Origin of the sequence: Corynebacterium nasorum, assembly GCF_032821635.1 — a bacterium.
Taxonomy (GTDB): domain Bacteria; phylum Actinomycetota; class Actinomycetes; order Mycobacteriales; family Mycobacteriaceae; genus Corynebacterium; species Corynebacterium kefirresidentii.
On sequence record NZ_JAVBIE010000004.1, the window covers coordinates 149162 to 168231 of the forward strand.

The 19070-nt window shown below is 60.6% G+C and carries 19 protein-coding genes and 1 pseudogene; 5 read left to right on the forward strand and 15 right to left on the reverse strand.

Annotation, left to right across the window (positions count from 1 at the left end):
- The first annotated feature begins 31 nt into the window (after positions 1-31).
- Both RAE07_RS05200 and RAE07_RS05205 read left to right on the forward strand, forming a co-directional pair.
- The gene (locus RAE07_RS05200) at positions 32-2008 is read left to right on the forward strand and encodes a galactan 5-O-arabinofuranosyltransferase (protein WP_284798786.1); all 1977 of its coding nucleotides are present in this window, start codon (positions 32-34) and stop codon (positions 2006-2008) included.
- Positions 2009-2082: 74 nt separating this feature from the next.
- On the forward strand, positions 2083-5544 hold the full coding sequence (locus tag RAE07_RS05205; protein WP_317001449.1) for an arabinosyltransferase domain-containing protein: 3462 nt from the start codon (positions 2083-2085) through the stop codon (positions 5542-5544).
- Here RAE07_RS05205 and RAE07_RS05210 read toward each other — a convergent pair.
- The 3 genes from RAE07_RS05210 to RAE07_RS05220 all read right to left on the reverse strand — a co-directional run bounded on the left by RAE07_RS05210 (position 5483) and on the right by RAE07_RS05220 (position 9790).
- Positions 5483-6859 (reverse strand): PepSY-associated TM helix domain-containing protein, encoded by a 1377-nt coding sequence (locus tag RAE07_RS05210; protein WP_317001450.1) that lies wholly within the window; start codon positions 6857-6859, stop codon positions 5483-5485. The two genes, RAE07_RS05205 and RAE07_RS05210, sit on opposite strands and share 62 nt — an antisense overlap.
- Positions 6860-6922: 63 nt before the next feature.
- Complete coding sequence (locus tag RAE07_RS05215) at positions 6923-7816, reverse strand: alpha/beta hydrolase (RefSeq protein WP_317001451.1); 894 nt, start codon at positions 7814-7816, stop codon at positions 6923-6925.
- 39 nt (positions 7817-7855) lie between these two features.
- Complete coding sequence (locus RAE07_RS05220) at positions 7856-9790, reverse strand: M13 family metallopeptidase (RefSeq protein ID WP_317001453.1); 1935 nt, start codon at positions 9788-9790, stop codon at positions 7856-7858.
- Positions 9791-9832: 42 nt separating this feature from the next.
- Between RAE07_RS05220 and RAE07_RS05225 the strand changes: the two genes are divergently transcribed.
- Positions 9833-10414, forward strand: coding sequence for a hypothetical protein (locus RAE07_RS05225; protein ID WP_239207801.1), 582 nt, complete (start codon positions 9833-9835; stop codon positions 10412-10414).
- A complete protein-coding gene (locus tag RAE07_RS05230; protein WP_317001454.1) occupies positions 10415-11266 on the forward strand; it encodes a PrsW family intramembrane metalloprotease in 852 nt (283 codons plus the stop codon).
- Positions 11267-11324: 58 nt separating this feature from the next.
- Here the strand turns inward: RAE07_RS05230 and RAE07_RS05235 are convergent, their stop codons facing one another.
- The 12 genes and pseudogenes from RAE07_RS05235 to RAE07_RS05290 form a co-directional block, all read right to left on the reverse strand.
- Positions 11325-12191, reverse strand: a complete 867-nt coding sequence (locus tag RAE07_RS05235) for a hypothetical protein (RefSeq protein WP_248099296.1) — start codon at positions 12189-12191, stop codon at positions 11325-11327.
- Between the two features lie 27 nt (positions 12192-12218).
- The gene (locus RAE07_RS05240) at positions 12219-12536 is read right to left on the reverse strand and encodes a DMT family transporter (RefSeq protein ID WP_023027792.1); all 318 of its coding nucleotides are present in this window, start codon (positions 12534-12536) and stop codon (positions 12219-12221) included.
- Complete coding sequence (locus RAE07_RS05245) at positions 12533-12892, reverse strand: DMT family transporter (RefSeq protein ID WP_023020326.1); 360 nt, start codon at positions 12890-12892, stop codon at positions 12533-12535. Before RAE07_RS05245 ends, RAE07_RS05240 begins: the two co-directional genes overlap by 4 nt.
- Positions 12889-13194, reverse strand: coding sequence for an MGMT family protein (locus RAE07_RS05250; protein ID WP_023020325.1), 306 nt, complete (start codon positions 13192-13194; stop codon positions 12889-12891). Before RAE07_RS05250 ends, RAE07_RS05245 begins: the two co-directional genes overlap by 4 nt.
- Positions 13195-13199: 5 nt before the next feature.
- A complete protein-coding gene (locus RAE07_RS05255; RefSeq protein WP_023020324.1) occupies positions 13200-14027 on the reverse strand; it encodes a VOC family protein in 828 nt (275 codons plus the stop codon).
- Entirely contained in the window at positions 14028-14312 is a 285-nt protein-coding gene (locus tag RAE07_RS05260) for an RNA-binding S4 domain-containing protein (protein ID WP_023020323.1), read from the reverse strand.
- A 35-nt stretch (positions 14313-14347) separates the two neighbouring features.
- A complete protein-coding gene (locus tag RAE07_RS05265) occupies positions 14348-15283 on the reverse strand; it encodes a CE1 family esterase (protein ID WP_023020322.1) in 936 nt (311 codons plus the stop codon).
- Complete coding sequence (locus RAE07_RS05270) at positions 15276-15605, reverse strand: YbjQ family protein (protein WP_023020321.1); 330 nt, start codon at positions 15603-15605, stop codon at positions 15276-15278. Before RAE07_RS05270 ends, RAE07_RS05265 begins: the two co-directional genes overlap by 8 nt.
- 9 nt (positions 15606-15614) lie before the next feature.
- On the reverse strand, positions 15615-16289 hold the full coding sequence (locus RAE07_RS05275; RefSeq protein ID WP_317001456.1) for a LysE family translocator: 675 nt from the start codon (positions 16287-16289) through the stop codon (positions 15615-15617).
- A gap of 136 nt (positions 16290-16425) precedes the next feature.
- Positions 16426-16572: a hypothetical protein gene (locus RAE07_RS05280; RefSeq protein WP_023020319.1), complete on the reverse strand. Its 147-nt coding sequence runs from the start codon at positions 16570-16572 to the stop codon at positions 16426-16428.
- A gap of 20 nt (positions 16573-16592) precedes the next feature.
- Positions 16593-16793, reverse strand: a pseudogene (locus RAE07_RS05285) (LysE family transporter); the annotation flags it as partial.
- Positions 16794-17044: 251 nt separating this feature from the next.
- Entirely contained in the window at positions 17045-17395 is a 351-nt protein-coding gene (locus tag RAE07_RS05290) for a VOC family protein (protein WP_034656146.1), read from the reverse strand.
- A 113-nt stretch (positions 17396-17508) separates the two neighbouring features.
- On the opposite strand from RAE07_RS05290, the gene RAE07_RS05295 reads away from it, so the two are divergent.
- The gene (locus RAE07_RS05295; protein ID WP_200288405.1) at positions 17509-18234 is read left to right on the forward strand and encodes a TIGR02391 family protein; all 726 of its coding nucleotides are present in this window, start codon (positions 17509-17511) and stop codon (positions 18232-18234) included.
- Positions 18235-19070: the final 836 nt, after the last annotated feature.

A 19070-nucleotide genomic window follows, 5' to 3' on the forward strand; every position in this document is an offset into this window, starting at 1 on the left:
TGTGGCGCTTGGGTATGCGAAACTAATGGGCATGACAAGCACAGCTATACCCACCCAGTCAACGCCCGTGAGCGAAAATCCGCGCACCGAGGCCTACCGCGCCGATGCGCTGACTCATCGCGCGACCCTGCTGGGTATTGTGTTGACCGCGCTAGCCAGTGGTGTGGTCACGCTGCTGGGCTGGTTTGCCTTCAAGACGGTATCTCTGCCTTCTTTTAATACCTCCATGGTCACCCGCGCGCTGAGCACGGTGGGCGTGGTGGTCACGCTGGCTCTAGCCGGCGGGCTGTGCGTGTGGTGGCTTTATGACCACTACAAGGATTCCTTTACTCGGCCGCGCTGGCGGGTCTGGCTGACCTACGCGGTCACCTATCTCTCCCCCGCGCTGCTGACCTTGGCTGCCGTGGGTCTGCCGCTGTCCGCCTCCCGTTTGTGGCTCGACGGCGTGCAGGTGGATCAGGCTTTCCGCACCCAGTTCCTCACCCGCTCAGTGGATGAGATGGGCTATGCGGATATGAACTACCAGGATATGCCGTCCTTTTACCCCATTGGCTGGTTCTGGCTGGGCGGCCGCTTGGGAGCGCTATTGGGCATTCCGGGATGGGAGGTCTACCAGCCCTGGGCGCTTATCTCCATCGCTGTAGCCGGCTGCATTTTGGTGCCCCTCTGGCAGCGCCTCACCAGCTCCCTACCGGTCGCCACCGCCATCGCCCTAGTCACCACCGCGATTACGCTCACCATCGCGGCCGAGGAGCCCTACTCCGCGGTCATCGCCATGGGCCTGCCCACCGTCGCAGTGCTCAGCGCCCGCGCCTTCCGTGGCTCTTGGCTCTCCACCCTGGGTGTGACACTCTACCTGGGCATTTCCGCCACGTTCTACACGCTTTTCACCGGTGCGGCCGCGCTCACCGTGGTCAGCCTCATCGCGCTCTTTACCGCGCTATATGAGCATACGTGGCGCCCCATCGTGCGCTTGGCGGTAATGGCGGCAGGCTCCATTGCCATTGCGCTCATCGCCTGGGGCCCCTATGTATGGGCGGTCATGCACTCGCCAGTACCGCTGCAGACCACCGCGCAGCACTACTTGCCGGAGGAAGGCACCCAGATTCCGGTGCCATTTTTGTCCTTTAGCATTGTGGGCTTCCTCTGCCTTATGGGACTTATCTACATGGTCATTCGTCTCAATGACCAAGAGGTGCGCGCGCTGGGCATCTCCCTCATTGGCAGCTATCTATGGATCGTTGTGTCTATGGTGGCAACGCTGGCCGGCACCACGCTGCTGAGCTTCCGCCTGGAAATCATCGTGGTACTCCTTTTTGCTACCGCCGGTGTCCTAGCCTTAGCCGAGGTTCGCCTCTTGGGCGTACACCGCCTCTACCCGGCGCGCTTCTCCCATACCACCAATAAGCAAATCACCGCGGTCTTGGGCATTATCCTTGCCCTGGCCGGCGTCTTCTATGCACAGCAGATTCCGGAGGCCAACGAGGACGCCATCGACCACGCTTATAGCGATACCGATGGCTATGGCGAGCGCGCCGACCGCTTCACTAGCGATTCTGCTCATTACTACCTGGATATCCACAACTTCATCCAGGACCAGGGCTATACGCCGGATGACACGGTGGTGCTTACTGATGAAAAGATCTTCATGTCTTACTACCCTTATTGGGGTTTCAACGCCTTTACCAGCCACTATGCCAATCCACTGGGTGAGTTCAGCACCCGCAATGAGCAGATTGAAACCTGGGCCAACGATTCCTGGGACATGAAGCCGGATGAGTTCCGCAAGGCCCTGGATTCCGCTGCGTGGCGCAGCCCAGATGTCATGATCTTCCGCGGTGATTTAGAAAATAAGGACGATGGTTTCAAGCTACATTTGGCAGAAGATATCTACCCCAATCAGCCGAATATTCGCTATCGCGCGGTCTTCTTCAACGCCGATGTCTTTGACAAGGGCTGGAAGCTAAAGCAGACCGGCCCCTTCGTAACAGCCGTTCGCACCAAGTAAGTTCACCCACACTTCCCGCCCGTGGCAGGGTGTGCCCGCGGGCGGAGAGGGTTATCTGACGTAGACTAATCGCCGTGTCAGATAGCCTCACTACGAATACCACCCAAGCGCGACCTGCTAGCTCCCGCTTCACCGCCGCCCCCGCGGGCCTGCGGTGGACCGCGATCATTGCCGGACTGATTGGTTTCCTGTGTTTTGTAGCCACCCCGCTACTGCCGGTGACCCAAACTCAGTCCTCTTATGACTGGCCGCAGCATGATTCCGTGCAGTCCATCAACGCGCCACTCATTTCCGTGGCGCCGGAGGATCTTCAGGCCACCATCCCTATCTCCGCAGTCGATGAGCTGCGTGAGGGACAGTCCATGGTCTACGGCACCGTCCCGCCGGAGTCCAAGAAAGCCTCCAACCGCGGTCTTTTCGTCCGCGCGAATGAAGAGGGCCTTTCCGTTGTCTCCTTGGATGAGGTTCTGCTTACCCTCAACTCCAAAGAGGTAGCCAAGCTCCCTAAGGACGCCAAGATTGAGATTTCCGCTACGGGCGATGGCACCAGCGTGCGCGTGGGGGATCATGAAAAGACCACCGAGGAGGATCTGCGCCCGCAGGTCACCGGTGTCTATACCGAAATAGACGATAAAGCGGACGTGCAGGCCCTGCTTGACGACGGCCTCAATGTGCACGTCGATATCAACTCCCGCTTCACCTCCTCCCCGACGGTGCTCAAGACCATCGCCATGTGGCTGGGCACCGCCATGGTGGTCGTATCCCTGTTCTGCCTATGGCGCATCGACCGCCTCGATGGCCGCCGCTTTGGCTTCATGCCTAAGACGTGGAAGAAGGTGCGCCCGCTCGATGGCGCGGTGGCCGCCGTCTTGGGATTTTGGTATATCTTCGGCGCCAATACCTCCGATGATGGCTTCATCTTCTCCATGAGCCGCGTCTTCGATCACGCGACCTACATGGCCAACTACTACCGCTGGTACGGCGTGCCAGAGGCGCCCTTCGGCGCCCCCTATTATGACCTGGTTGCCGTTCTCTCCCAGATTTCCACCGCCTCGGTCTTCGTGCGCTTGCCCGGCCTGATTTCTGGGCTCATCATCTGGTTTATCCTCTCCCGCGAGATACTTCCGCGCTTTGGCCAGCTTGTCGACGGCCGCCGGGTCGCTCACTGGACCGCGGCGCTTATGTTCTTGGCCTTCTGGCTGCCCTATAACAACGGCACCCGCCCCGAGCCCATCGTGGCGCTTGGCGTGATGTTTACTTGGGCCTCTTTTGAGCGTGCCATTTCCACCCACCGCCTGCTCCCGGCGGCCGTGGGCACCATCGCCGCAACCATCACCCTGGCCGCCGGCCCCACCGGCCTCTTTGCCGTGGGCGTTTTCCTGGTCAGCCTGCCGCACCTCTTCCGCGCCATGGCCGAGCGCGTGCCGTCCATGGGCGGTGGCACCTTGGGCTGGCTCGCGCTCATTGCGCCATTCCTTAGCGCTGGCACCGCCATCATGGTTGCCGCCTTTGGTGACCAGACGCTATCGACCGTGCTGGAGTCCACCCGCGTGCGCTCCGAGGTCGGCCCCTCCCTGCCGTGGTACGCGGAGTACGCGCGCTACTCCACCCTCTTCCAGGAATCGGTGGATGGCTCGCTCACCCGGCGCTTCGCGGTCTTCACCATGCTCTTCTGCCTGGTGCTGATTGTGGCGGCCTTTATCAAGGACCGCCGTGTCGTCGGTGCTGCCGTTGGTCCGACCCAGCGCCTTCTCATTATCGTGGCGCTGTCCATGTTCTTCCTCATGTTCACCCCCACCAAGTGGACCCACCACTTTGGCATCTACGCCGGCGTGGCCGGTGTTATCGCCGCCCTCGGTGCCGTGGTGCTCTCCCAATTCGCACTGCGCTCGCCGCGCGCTCGCACCTTCGCTATCGCCGCGGTGGTCTTCTTATTGGCCATCTCCTTCGCCGGCTGGAACGCTTGGTGGTACGTTTCCTCCTTTGGCATCCCGTGGTGGGACCGTACGGTGCAATTCAAGGCCATCGAGGCCAATAAGGTGCTCCTTGCCATCGCGCTGGTCATCTTCGCCATCGGCATAGTGCAGTCCCTGCGCCATAGCTACCGCAAGTCCCAAGCAGAAGAGGCCGGCACCCTGGCGGAATTTAAGAAAAATGCCGCCGCTAAGGTTTCGCGCTCCGCCGGTATCATGTCCGCGCCCATCGCCTTGGCCTGTGCCATCGTGGTAGCGCTATCGTGTGCTTCCTTTGCCAAGGCCACCGTCTCGCAGGCGGATTCCTACTCCGTGGGCAAGGGCAACGTGGCCTCCCTGCGCGGCAATACCTGCGCTCTGGCGGATCAGACCATGGTGGAGACCAACACCAATGATTCCTTCCTGACCCCGGTTGAAGGCGACTTGGGCGATTCCCTGGTGGACCAGGACGAGACCCACAAGGGCTTCGATCCAAACTTCATCCCTGAATCCATCGAGCCGGAAAACCAGAATTCCGCCTCCGTAGGTGCCATCGCGGATGGCTCCAGCGACTCCTCCTCCGATAGCGCGGAGACCGCTACCTCGGGTGCGGATACCGAATCCGGCGGTAGCAGCGATTCGGCTGATTCCCAGGAGACAAAGAATAAGCAAGACAAAAAGGACAAAAAGTCCAAGGAAACTACCAATACCTCGGAGGGTGGAGTACGCGGCACTGAGGGTGTCAATGGCTCTACCATGCACCTACCGTTCAACCTGGATTACACCAAGGTCCCGGTGCTCGGCTCCTATTCCGAGGCGCAAGACTCCACCTCTGAGGTGACCACCAAGTGGTACAACCTGCCAGAGGCCAAGGACAATACTCCCGTGCTCGCCGTATCTGCAGCCGGCAATATCTACCACCACGACGTCAACGGGGTAGAGCAGGAAGGCATGAAGCTTAGCCTCGAATACGGCACCATCGATGGCTCCGGAAAGGTCACCAATACTGGCGAGGAAGAACTCTCCGCCGTCGGTGCCACGCCAAAGTGGCGCAACCTGCGCCTGCCGCTGGATAAGTTGCCAAAGGATGCCAACGTGGTGCGCCTGGTAGCAACGGATGACTCCACCGATGAGGATGACTGGCTGGCCTTTACTCCGCCGCGCGTCCCAGAGCTAGACACCATCAATAACCAGTTCTCCAAGGACACCCCGGCACTATTGGACTGGGCCGTAGCCCTACAGTTCCCGTGCCAGCGCACCTTTGACCACTTTGCCGGCGTTACCGAAATTCCGCAGTACCGCATCCTGCCGGACTCCTCGGCACAGACCTCGCTGACGGATTTCCAGTCCTTCTCCGGCGGTGGCGCCATGTCCACCGCGGAGGCGGTCAACTACTCCTATGAGATCCCGAGCTACCTCAATAATGACTGGGCCCGCGACTGGGGTGCCATCGAAAAGTACGAACTGCGTACCGATTCACAGGGCAATGCCCCAGTCCCAGCCGAGATTGATTATGAGGACATTACCCGTTCCGGACTGTGGAAAGACTCCGAGATGAAGATTCGCCCCGAGGGCGAGGAGTAACCTCCCCAGCGGCCGCGCCCCGATCCCGCTTCGGGGCGCGCAGGCGCCGCACGATCCAATCACCTACGAAAAAGAGCAACAGCGAAGCGCCAAAGAGCGGCGCGATGATTGAGTAGGCCACCGCCCCCGCCAGCACGGCGGGGGTAATTTTTAGCTCGGGCAGGCTGCGGCGCGGTTTCTTCCACCACATCCACAGGCCCGCAATGCTCACCACGAGCAGGCCGAGGGCGAGTACCGCCAATGCAACCTGGCTATAGATTCCAAAAAGCGTCCCCATGTGCAGCTGGATGAGCCACGAAGTAAGCTGCGCGGCAAGCGGCCAATCGGCGGAATTGATGCGGTCGATGACCTCGCCGTTCGGAGTAACCGCTACGGCGTCGCTGCGTAACTTGAAGGCCGCACGAGCCTCCCGCACGCCCCACGCATCGCCGGGCTTTTCCGGCGGAGTCATTTCCAGCACCCCGGTCAAACCCTGGCTACGGGCGGTCGATTCTGCAGTTTGGGCTCCGGCGAGTTCTGCAGCATCGTGGTGTCCCGTATGCCCGGCGTGACCCGCGTGCCCGGCGTGGTTGGCATGCTCCCCTGTCCCAGTGCTAGCCCCCGCTTCTGCAACGGAGGTGGCCACGGACGGTTCCTTCCAATTAAGTTCCTCCCGCACCTTGCCAATACTTGTGCCCGCTACCAGCGACCATGTCAGGCCAGTAACCGTAAGAAAGAGGAAGCCCGGCAACAACCAGGCACCCACGCGGGCGTGCAGCGCCAGTACCTTAGAGGGCTGCTTCTTATTCCTTTGTTTACGCTTGAGCCACAGGTAGAGACCGAGGATGCTCAGCGCGCCGAGCCACGAGGCCGCAAGTTCGGCATAGAGACGGCCAGGCTCGCCCAACCATAGGGTGCGGTGGCCATTAGAGGCCCACGTACGGAAAGGCAGCGCCCGCGAGCCGCCATATTGTTGTAGTTCGCCAGTGATGTGCAGGTCCACCGGGTCTACAAAGACAGCGTGAGTATAGCTGGAACTGGGGGCGGTGGGGTCGTCGAAAAGCACGCGGGTGGTCTCCTGCGGGTCTTCGGAAGGCTCGACTCGAACCACGGTCCCATCCGGGTGCTGGCGCTGGGCGGCTGCAATCTGTTCATCGAGGCTGCGCGGGCTGCCTTGCGCGGTGGCTGTCACCTCATCGTGGTAAATCCACGGTTCAAAGGTGGGCGCCAAGGCGTAGAGAAACCCGCTTAACGCTGCGACGATGAGAAAGGGCGCAATGATTACGCCGGCGAATTTATGCAGGCGCGATAGCGCGCCATGAGTGGATATGGTCATGCGGAACTAGTCGCGAGCCTATTGAAACTAGTTCCCTTTTAGCATGGAACCTCCAGGCAATTGTTATTTTTCTAGCTCTCCTGCCAGGAACGCGGCCGCATCCCGCACGCGCTGACGGGCAACCGCCGGGGTAGACACGCGGTGGGTAGAGACATAATCGCGCGCCACGGCGCCGGGCACAGAAACACGCGCAGCAATCTCATCCTCGGTCGCGGTCTGGACGAAAATATCCGGGCAGAGCTTAGAAAGGTCCGCCGGAATTGCATAGCCGGCACGGAGGTCCTCAGGCAGATTCGCCAAGGCACCGAAATCGGGGAAGGTGAGCAGGAGGGCGTCGGCAGGCGCAAGCGCCGCCAGAGCCCCGCCGGAGGAATACCCCCAGGTGGTGACGTTGGAAGCACCCTGCTTGCGGGCATAGTCGATGGCGTGATGCACGGCAGTGACCATCTCTGCCACTGTGTGCGCGGGTGCAAGCGGATAGTCCACATCGATGATGGTGGTGCCAGATAGTTGCGCGGCGGCGGCTACCTCAGGGCGCCATTGCATCTCTAGTGCCTGGCCAGCACCGCGCCACCAGCCGCCCGAGTGGAGCGAGACCGCCCAGCGGCCGGTGGACTTTGTGGGCCGAAAAATGGTTCCCACCTCGGATTCTTCCACGCTGATGCCCTCCGTATAGGCGGTGCCCGGCAACGCATGATCCACCGCAGTGCCGAGCACCATCATTGCCGCGTGTGTAATCCGGTCCGGCAAGAGCGCGCAATATTGATCCGCTTCAGGAGAGCCGCCCCCAGCCCACGGCGGGCGGAAATCCGGGGTGTCATAGTGGGCAGCGATATAGGCAACGAGCTGCTCGAGCTGCTCCTTGTCGTCCATCTGGCGGTCCTGGCCGCCGATATGCCACTCCTGGCCCGGCTCCAGCGGGCGGTGCGGATCCTGGTTAGCATCTGCGTTAGTCATGCCACCGAGCTTACGCGCACCGCCTACCGGCGGAAAGAGCTACCAAATGGTGACGCGATCCTCCGGCGCAATGTACATGGCAGAATCCTCTGCCACGTCAAAGGCCTCGTAGAACTCCGCAATATTGGCCGCAATGAGGTTGCAGCGGAACTCCGCCGGCGAGTGCGGGTCAATGGCTAGGTACTGCGTGGCCATCTCCGGACGGATGGCGGTACGCCATACGCGGGCCCAGGACAGGAAGAAGCGCTGCAGGCCATTGTAGGTGTGCTCAGCCAGCTCTGGCTCGGCACCGTCTACCTCGAACCTTTCCTCCTTGCCCTGCAGGTCGATGCCCTTATCGGCGCAGTAGTTCTTAAAAGCCACCACGGCGATACCCAGGCCGCCTAGGTCACCGATATTCTCGCCCAGGGTAAAGCTGCCGTTCACCCCAGTAGATTCGATGCCGGCCTCCTTGAGTACCGTCGGTACCTGGCCATTGAACTGCTCCACCAGCTTGGCGGTGAGCTTTTCAAAGGCGGCGCGATCCTCATCGGACCACCAGGAGTTCAGGTTGCCCTGACCATCAAACTGCGAGCCCTGGTCATCAAAGCCGTGGCCAATTTCGTGGCCGATGACAGCACCGATGGCGCCGAAGTTTTCTGCGGCATCGACCTTCGGGTTATAGAACGGCGGGCGCAGGATGGCGGCCGGGAAGGTGATGTCATTGACCACTGGGTTATAAAAGGCGTTGACCGTTTGCGGGGTAGTCACCCATTCATCGCGATCGGCCGGCTTGCCAATCTTGGCCAGCTCGAAGTCGTGAGAAAAGGCAGAGCCGGCACGCGCATTAGCCAACAGGTCCGCGCCCTTGCCGGAAACCTCGAGGCCGGAGTAATCGCGCCAGGAATCTGGGAAGCCAATCTTGGCCTTGAACTGGGAAAGTTTCTCCAAGGCACGCTCGCGGGTGGTCGGGGTCATCCACCCCAGCTGAGAGATGCGCTCGCGGTAGGCAGCAATGAGGTAGGCCACCAGCTCATCCATCTCGCGCTTGGAGGAGTCCGGGAAGTGCTTATCCACGAATACCTGGCCAATCTCTTCGCCCACGAGGGACTCAGCCAGGCCTACCGCGCGCTTCCACCGGTCGCGCTGCTGGGTGGCGCCGGAGAGCTTGGTGCCGTAGAACTCAAAGTTCTTCGCGCCTACTTCCTCCGGCAGCATGGCCGCGCGGGAGCGCAGGATGTGCCAGGTGGCCCACAGCTGCCAATCGGCCATGCGCTCGGAGGTAAAGAGACTCTCGAAGTGCTCGAGGTAGGACGGCATCATATTGACTACGCGGTGCTCCGGCAGGTTGCCGCCGGAGAGCACGGCCCGCGCCATGGCGGGCAGCTCGCCAAACTCACACGGGTTATAGGTCTTGACCGCATCGCGGGTGGAGACCACATCCCAATGGCCAGCGGCAAGTTCCTTTTCCAAACCCACGATGCGCTGGGCGGCTACCTCGGCGCCCAGGCCGAAGAGGCGGGCTGGGTCGAGGAACTCCAGCATCTCTGCCACATGCTTTTCATAGGCGGCCAGCGTTTCGGCGTGGGCTTCCTCGCGGTAATAAGCCTCATCCGGCAGGCCCAGGCCGGATTGAATGACATAGGCAATGGCGTCCTCGGAACCAGAGTCCTTGGATACCCAAAAGGTCACCGGGGAGCCGACACCGGTGCGCTCGAGTTCACCCAGGCGTTGCGCTAATTCCTCTGGGTCGGCCGCGCTCAGGCGGTCCAGATCCGCATCCAATGGAGCCATGCCGGCCGCATTAACCCCTTCGGTATCCATAAAGGAGGCATAGAGCTTGCCCGGTCGGCCATTGTCCTTTTGCACGATATCGTGGACGAGTTCTTCGGCCTCGTCGCGCAGCGCGTGGAAAGTGCCGTCCACGCCGCGATCATCGGGAATGACGTGGCTTTCCAGCCAGGGTCCATTGACTAGTTGATAAAGATCTTTCATGCTTGCCACTCTAGGGCAAAGCGACAAGATAAGGTGTGGTCCATGAATTTTTATCGCTTTCCTCCAGCGCAGCCGCGGCGCCTTTTCTGCGCCGTCATTGCGTTCGTGGCGGTGGTTCTTGCCCTGCCCATGATCGTGCAGGCGGCGCTGGGGGATTCTTCCGCAGACGTCGAGCAGGTCACCCTAGCCGAGCCCAGCCAGGACTGGGAGATTGACGTTCCCGATCTTTATTGCGAGCGCGACTATGAATCCCTCGCCAGCATCGGCTGGAACTGCGGCGATGTCAGCGTACAAGCCACCCTTACCGAGGATGCCAAAGACGATGCCACCACCTTGCGCCGCATGGTCCGCGCCCTAGCCATGGCGCCTTTGCCGGCCGATGCCCCTACCTTCGACGGCACTAACGGGGCACTCCTGCTTGCCGACGCCCCCTCCTCCACCGCCGCCCTCTCCCTCGACGGCACCGGCGAGGACGAAAACAAGGATTGGGTGGTCACCGTGACCGGCAAGGGTGAGCAGGCCCGCGCCACCGCTTCTCGCATTTGGCATGCCTTCGGCCAAAAGGATCTACCCGCCGATGCCGATTCAGAATTCGCTGATTTCTCCGGGGAGTTGATGTTCTAGATGTCTAAGCTCTTTCGCACCACGCTGTGGATCTTATCCGCCATTGGACTCATCGCCTTCTTTTTCCAGACGCTAAGCACATTTTTGATTTCTCCCCTGATGGGCCTGCTCAGCCTGCTCATCGCCGCCATACTCGTGGCGCTGGTCATCTACCTTCTGCAGCGCAGCCCCATGTGGGCCCGCCCGGCGCGCCTATGGTCCACGCTGGCTTTCCTTTGGGGCGGCGGAGTAGCCGTTGCCTTGGCGCTTATCAGCGCTGGGCCGGTCATGCAGCTCGCCATTGGCTCCGGCTGGGTCGACGCCATGATGTCGTGGAGCGGTGCCTATCCGGAAGAAATTTCTAAGGCCACCGGCGTAATCTTCGTGCTCATGTCCTTCCGCCAGCTCAACCGCCCATGGCATGGCTGGATGGTGGGCGCAGTGGTGGGCCTTGGCTTCGAGGCCTGCGAAAATATCCTCTACGGCGCCATGGGCGCCACCATGCATCCTGATAGCGATATCCAGGGGCTTTTTGAAATGTGGGGCCTGCGCCTTATCGCCGGTCCTGGCCTACACGTATTGCTCACCGCGCTGGCCGGCTGGGGCATCGGCTGGGCACTCTATGCCGCCGCCAAACCCGGGTGGTGGCGCATCGGAGTCTTTCTCGGCACCCTAGCCGCCTCATTCACCCTGCATTTTTGTTGGAACTACCTGCACGATTCCGAGGTGGCCTCGATCATCCAAGCCGTTGTCGTGGCGCTTATTCTTTACCCGCTGAGCATCTGGCTGGTGCTGCGCGGTAATAAGCTTGCCAAAACCGACGAGAGCTACAGCCACAGCACCGCCGAAGACGCCCTCGCCTTCATCCGCTAAAGCCGCCTGCGCCATCCAACCCCAGCACGCTTTGTAGTTCTGTCGAGCTCTGCAAGTCCTAGTTGCACACACGCATCGGCGTTACCTGCGCCAATGCCTGGTTCGCGCTCGCGCAGGCTTGACGCTCGTAGCTCGCTGCCGTGCGGGTGGCATCGCGAACGGCCTGTCGCGCGGGGCCTTGTAGATTCAAATCGCGTTCGATGCGCGCGCCAATAGCTTGGCTAGAACCGCCCGCTGCGGGTAGTGCGCCTGGGTCATTATGTACGGCCCGGGTGACATCTGCGGTATGAGTGCCCGCGTCACCGTAGGTATTGGCGGCTACGGTAAATCCAGGGGCGGTGGATACCGAGGCATGGATGCGGCGATTATCGGACCAGCCAAACTTGGTACCGATAACGCCCGGAATTCGTGAGGTACCAAAATCTTGGCGGTAGCCATCGGCAGCCACAGGGGCGGCGTTGGCCATACCGGTCATGATGGGTGCGGCAATGGGATCGTGCTGAATACGCGAGGTAAAACGCGCTACGTCCTCGGTGGACGTAGTGGTCGTTCCCCAATACCCGGTGTAGTGCGTTTCGCGCAGTCCAAACTCGTGGATGGTGCTGGGGATGGCTTGCGGGTAGCGGCGATCCAAGTCGGTAGCCACGTTGTCATCGCTGACGCGGATCATGTGCTCCACGCGGGCTTTGTCGGCCGGCGCACCGTATTTTAGGACCCAATAGCCCAAGTAGAGCTTGCTCAATGACAGCGCGGGACGAGACTCATGGGCATTAGCGGTGGACACAGTCGCGCCAGAATCATGCCGGACGGTGATCTGGGTGCGCGCGGGCACAGCGTGCGGATCGAGGGTGACAGCCTGGGCGGCAGGGGCGATTGCGAGGGAGAGTGCGGTAACCAGGGAACCTACCGCCAGCTTTTTCATCATGAAAATATAGTAGCGCCCCCGCAGGTGCTACGCACCAGCTTCTACCAGCAGCACTCCCCCGACGATCAGAACCACTCCGAGGGATTTTAACCAGGTGAATGGCTCCTTGAAGAGGAGATATGAGGCGACGGCGGTAAGCGCGACACCAGTGGCAGCCCAGATGCCATAAGCCACGCCCAAGTCCATGCCGGCCTTGAGCACGAGCGCCAAGAAACCATAGGCGCTGACATAACACAGGGCGACGAGCACAACCCAGAAGCGACGACCGGTCACCGCGGACATGCGCAGGCACAGCGTGCCGGTGACCTCAATGGCGGTAGCGAGGAAAAGCAGAAACCAGATCATTGCGGTGCCACCTCCACCGTGCGGTTTTCATCCTCGTGCGGTTTAGCGCCCATTTCCACGCAGAATACGCCGGCCATAATGAGCGCGATGCCAGCGAGTTTTACTGCTCCGAGCGGCTCGCCAAAGAGCGCGGCGGAAAGCAGCGCGGTGGAAATTACTCCGCCGGATGCCCAGAGGCCGTAGGCCACGCCCACATTGACGCCTTTTTGCATGACGCGGTGCAGGAGCACGAAGGCGAGGATGAAACAAAGAGCGGCCACACCGTAGATCCAGAAATGGTCCACGGCGTATTTCAGCGCGATGGTACCCACGACTTCGCTCGCAATCGCGAGAAAAAGGATGACCCAGGCCCTCACTCCATCAACTCCTGTAATTCGCGGGTGTCGATTCCGTGCTCGTGCATTTTAACGCGGCCGCCAGCGTGGGCGATGGCCTCCCGGTCCCAGTAGTCCGCCGCGCGGACGGGATCATGAGAGGTGCCATCGGCGCGGACCACGCGCCACCAGGCGGTACCGGCACCGTGGCGCTTTAACACGGTACCGACATTGCGCGCGCCGCAACCGGCCACCTTAGCCACCTCACCATAGGAGGTGACGTTGCCGGGTGGAATCACGGCCACGACCGCCAATACGCGCTTGACCAGTGGCGACTCACTCATCGCGATTACTGCGGGTCGAGCCCCAGCACGTCATCCGCTTCGGTTGGCTCCTCTTCAGGGGCGTCTTCGACCTCGGTGAGGGTGATGGTCGCACCAGTGGAATCGGCCAAGAGGCACATGCGGCCAAAGGGCGAATCCCATGGTTCGCGGATGACCTCGCCGCCTAGTTCCACGGCCTTCTTCGCAGCGGCGTCGATATCGCGCACGCCCAAGTAGGTCTGCCAGAAGCTCGGCACCTGCGGCGGGAACTGGCCCTCGGCGTTCCACAGGCCGGCAAACGGCGCACCGTCTTCTTCCGCGGTGGCGTAAATGAAGTTCTCATCCTCGGACTGCATGGCGCGAATTTCCCAATTGAAAAGCTCGCCATAAAAATCCATTGCGCGCTGGAAACCCGAGGTAGCGGTGAGCTCGTGCCATACCGGGGTGCCGGGCTCGCCGGCAGCGACAAAGTGTTCTGGGCCGGTGGGTTGAATGAGGCCGAACATGCCACCGGCGGCGTCGGCAAGCAAAGCCATGTGCCCTAGCTGCACTTGCTGCGGCTCCACCAGGATGCGTCCGCCTAGGCTCTCGGCGCGCTGGCAATCACCAGCGATGTCCTTGGAGAGGAAGTAGGTCACCCAAGTATCCGGCATGGGTGCTTCTTCCGGTTGCGGGATAAGTCCGGCGATGGGCAGGCCCTGTAAGCGCGCCATCTGATAGGGCTTTTCCTCCGCGGACTCGGCGGAAATCTCCCACCCCAGCATTTCCTCGTAGAAGTGCGCGGACTTGCGCGGATCCGAGGTGGTCAGGTCAATCCAGTAGGGCATGCCCACTTCAGCTTCGAATGCTGGCATCTACATATTCCTCCACTTTTCCGGATCAAAGTCATCGTCAGCCGTGGCTTCATCAAAGTAATCATCGTCTTCGTCCGGCTCGCCCACCCGTGCGCAAGCATCCTCGATGCACACTTCGTCGCCTGGGTGGAGCGTTGCACCCCGGCGCGTCTCGGGCTCGCCATTGACCGTAACCACGCCTTCCGCGATGAGTTCCTTGGCCTCGCCGCCGGTAGCCACCAAGCTGGCCAGCTTGATGAACTGTCCCAATTTGATGGAATCGCCGTTGATAGGAATGTCTAGCATGCCGCCCAGCTTACCCAGCCCGCGCGTTGCGCTGACTACGGGTGGGCAATATGGAAGAAATCCAGCACCGTATCGGTGGTCCATTCTGCCTTAACTAAGCCGGAATGGTCCGTGGCCCCACCGTTCCACGTGTGCGTGCCGCCGTGGATGGTGTACTGCTCGGTGCGTGCATCACATACCCGCCAGGTAAAGTGCTCCACTGCTTCTTTCCGACGCCTCTTTGGAAACGGATTGCACCCATTCTCTTTCGCAATCCCGCGTAGTGATTTTTTGACCGAGTGGTAGTGCGCACCGTGCTGGCGCCCACCGCCATATTTCATCAGCACATCCTCGGTGCCGTGGATATCTAGGTAATCGGTGGGTTCGCTGGCGCAGTCTTTTTCCACGCGGTCATATTTTGCCGCCGAGACCGTGGCCACCGCATCGAATAGGCCCGGCCGCTTGCACGTCACCGCGCGGGCGAATCCACCACCATTGGAAAAGCCCACGCCATAGGTGGTGTCCGTGGCGGGATAGTGGCGGCGGACGAAATCGATCGTGTCATCCACGTATTTGAGATCTTCTTCCAAACTGGTCACCGCATAGGGTGCCGGTGCCCACGCCTTGCCCGCACCTTGAACAAAGACGGTAATGGCATCGCCTTGGGAAAGGTCGGTGCCTTTAAACATATTTCCGGCGTCCATCTCATAGCCGTGCATCGCCATGACCACGGGCAGGCGGTGGTGCTTATCCGCATTAAACGGCACATGCACCACAAAACTGCGATGATTTTGTAGGTTAATGATCTGGTAGCGGCCATTGGCCGTTGTGCCCTGGTCCGGCAGCGTGGTGATATAGCCATCGGCCGCACCTTGCGATTCATTTGGCACGCTGCCCGGCTGCGGCGGTTCTTCCTCGCACCCCGCCATGAGTCCGGCGGCCGCGCATAACCCAGCGCACAGGGCCAGTGTTTTCTTGCCTACCTTAATCACGAGCGCGCAGCTTCACCGCCGTGCCGGTAGCCGTAACCATCAGCATGTCATTCGACGTTCCCATGGGCGAATAATCAAAGGCGATGCCCACCACACCATCGGCCCCGAGCTCCTGCCCGCGCCGCCACAAGTCATCGAGTGCCGCTTCGCGTGCTTTGATGGCCTCGCTTTCGTACCCGGCGGAGCGCCCACCGGTGATATTGCGGATGGATGCCCCGAAATCCTTCAGCATATTAATACCGATGACGGTTTCCCCGGCGATAATGCGGATATAGTCCGTAATCTCATAGCCATCAACGGTATTGGTAGTGGTAAAAATCATGGCCCCAGATTACATGGCTATAAGACCACGCACTCCCTCGAAAAGGATGATGACACCCAGCAAGAGGAAGACCACACCGCTGACAATATCCACCCAGGCGGAGTTCTTAGCCATCCACTTTGAGACCGCGCGGGTACTCAAAGCCACGCCCACAAACAGCACAAGGCTTTCCAGAATCAATACGGCCCCCACCATGAGATTGGCGCCGATGCCCATGCCGGGATCAATGAAATTGGCAAAGATGGCGCCAAAGAAGATGACCACCTTGGGGTTCGAAAGATCGCAGATAAATCCCATGCGATAGGCAGTGCCCGCCTTGATGATGCCGTCCGGTGTAAACCCGCGCGGCTGCGGGGCGCGGGCTTCGGTGCCCACGACGGTTGCGGGCGCGCGACGCTCCTTTATGCCACCGGTAATGGCGGTATAGGCCATCCACAGCAGGTAACAGCCACCGAGAACCTGCAGCACCACGAGGATCCCAGGGTGCGCAGAAATCAGCGCGGACAACCCTGCCAAGGAGGCCACGGTCCAAATGGTAAGGCCGGTGGTACTACCCAGCGCCGCCCATACGGCTGCGCGCGTAGAACGCGCACCTAAGCGAATGATTTGCACTACGTCTGGGCCCGGCGAGGCCATCGCCGCGAACCACACGCCCATCAGGGTCACGAGGGCGCTAATAGCCACCTAACACCTCCATACTCGCATGCCATTGGATCAACGCATGCCACTATAAGGACGCTCTCACCTGCAGCGAAACAGGTAAGTTCTGTGATTTAGGTAGCTCCTATATCAACTCTTTTATAGAAATCCGCCACCTGCACTAACCGAAGAGCTCGATGACGCCCTCCACCGCCATAACGAGTCCCAGCACCGCAAAGATAAGACCCGAAACGATATCGATGGCCGCGGAATGATGCGCAATCCAGCGCGATGCCGCGCGCACAATGAGAGCAAAGGTAGAAACCATGTCACAGACATCGCCAAGAGGATTACCGCCACTGCAACGGTCCACGTGAGCGACATATCGGGGCGAATAAACTGCGCGAAAACCGCGCCGAAGAACACGAGCGCTTTCGGATTGGATAGGTTCGTGACCACCCCGAGCTTATAGGCGAGCCAGCCAGTCAAGTCATTAATGCTGCCGGCCGCGATGGCCTGTTCCGTGTAAGTCTCGGTGCCCGCCACCACGGTAGGTACGCGGCGGACTTAAAACCGGAACGAATCGAAGACACGCTCATATGGACAAAAGCCCGCCAATGAGTTGCAGCGCACCCAACACACTAGGCCGTGCAGTGATCACCGCGGAGCGCCAGCCAAGGATGCCGTCACCCAAAACTCTGTGCCGCTGCACACCCCAACGCGCACATCAACCCGGCGCCGGTCGACCGCGGGGCCACGCGGATGACTTGAACCAAGTCGAGTTCAAGTTCAACGTGTAGCTAGGCCCCGGGGTTACCCACGCAGAACTCGTTGCCTTCCGGGTCCTGCATGACGGTCCACACCAATCCCGGCGCTTCGTGGGTGGTGAGTTCGGTGGCGCCTAGGTCTTTGAGGCGTTCTATTAAAGTTTCGCGCTCCGCCCCGCCAACGTCGACGTGCATGCGGTTTTTCCCAGGTGTCGGTTCCTCAACGCGCTGAAATCCCAGCGCCGGGGTGGAATCAACCATCACGAAATCGCCGTAATCCGCGGCGATTTCGCAGCCGGTTGCGGCGGACCAAAACTTGGCGAGCTTTGAGGGATCGTGGCAGTCGAAGGTGATCTGGCGGATCGTGAAGTTGGGATCGCTCATGGTTTCCATGATGGGCGCGCGTCAGCGCGCCTGCAACAATGCGGGGTGTTTCTGGTGGGGGTATCAGACCAGTTCTCTCCGGCCATGTCAACCCCATACGTCATAATGGAGGCATGGCCGAGCTGGACCCCGAGTGGGCGATCAATGAGATAGACGCGTTCCTGCAAGTCACAGCGAAGGTAGTCCCCGACATGGGCCCGGGCATCGCCTACCTTGGAACCGTTATGAGTGGATCGCCGACTGAGGCTGCGGCACGCGCCCATGTCGTTGAAATGATCCTTGACCGAGTGCTTCCCGGGTGGAGACAAGGACGCCCGGTCCAGGACAAGGAGTATAGCTGGCTGAGGGGTCAAGCGGCCCGGGCCAAGACAGCGCTTGAACGTCGGTCTGAACTCGCTGAAAAGCTCGGAGAGAACACGCCAGACTTAGATGCAGCCAATCTGCATCCGTGGGCGTGGGAAAATGGCAAGGGTTACTGGAATCACGGGCACTACCATCAAGCCGTGATGCAGGCTGCCATCCGCGTCAATGCAGAGCCCCAAGCGAAACTGAACCGCCTAGACGTACCTGAAACAGCACTTTTCAACGAGGCGTTTTCACTCCATGATCCGAAGCGTAATGTGCCGCGCCTTCGGCTTATGGAAAATGATGGCAGTAAGACGTTTGAGAACCTGCATCGGGGCGCCCGCGCCTTTGCAGAGGGCTTGTACGCGGCTATCCGCAATCCCGGGATGCATGTTCCACACGACGGTGGTGAGGAGCAAGTCGCGTTGGAGCAGCTCGCGGCTTTCAGTCTATTGGCTCGCTGGGTTGATAAGGCTACCGTCCTGGAGGGGTGACAACATCGGTTTACGGGATAGAAGTCCGCTTGAGCGAAGGATGTGGGGAGCACGAACGCCTGTGATGGAGGTGCCGGGTGCTCAGTCAGCAAGGCCGTCCAGGACCATCGCCGTAGTTTTGTGCAAGGTTAACGCCAGCGACTGGGCTGGGTCCAAGAATGAATCTCGCACACGTTAAACTGCGCCGACACTCTGTGGAGTTCAAATTAAACGTGTAACGCGGGGCGTTGATGACGCTTCGCGTTATTAGGGGTAGGTTGAAGCGCGGTCCGTTCGTTCACCGACGCAGCCGACGCCGGATTCTCGGCGGCGATTCCGGCCCGAACCTCGGGGACATCCCCCCATCTTCGATAGCTTTAGTGAGCACGACCACGACCATCTGATCTGGTGCGCTGGTTTTCGTTCGGCTCTCGGTCTATTCCGCCACCTCATGCGCGGCCGCGAAACCGCGGTGAAGAATCTGCATCTAGTCGGTTACGGCAACTGGAACGGCGAGGGCTCGGCAATGCTGATGAGGGTGGGGTCCTTTATCAAACACACTGCCCAGGTAGTCACGGGCTGTGTCGATGAGACTCGGCAGCACTCCGAATGGATGTCCGCGGTATCAAGGCCGCTGAACTATTCAAGTTGCGGGACGAAAAGAGTCTCGCAGTGACGCTTGGTCCCTGAGCAAGTTCGATCCTTCCACGATCTGCGCTGGAGACGCCGAGCGCTCGGGGGCCCTTGACCGGCTGGGGCACGTGCCGGGTGGTGGCTCGCCCACAGCCCCCATGCCCACACGCACCGAGAAGGGACAGGTCACCGAGTACGATCCCGATTCCACGGAGACGGACCGT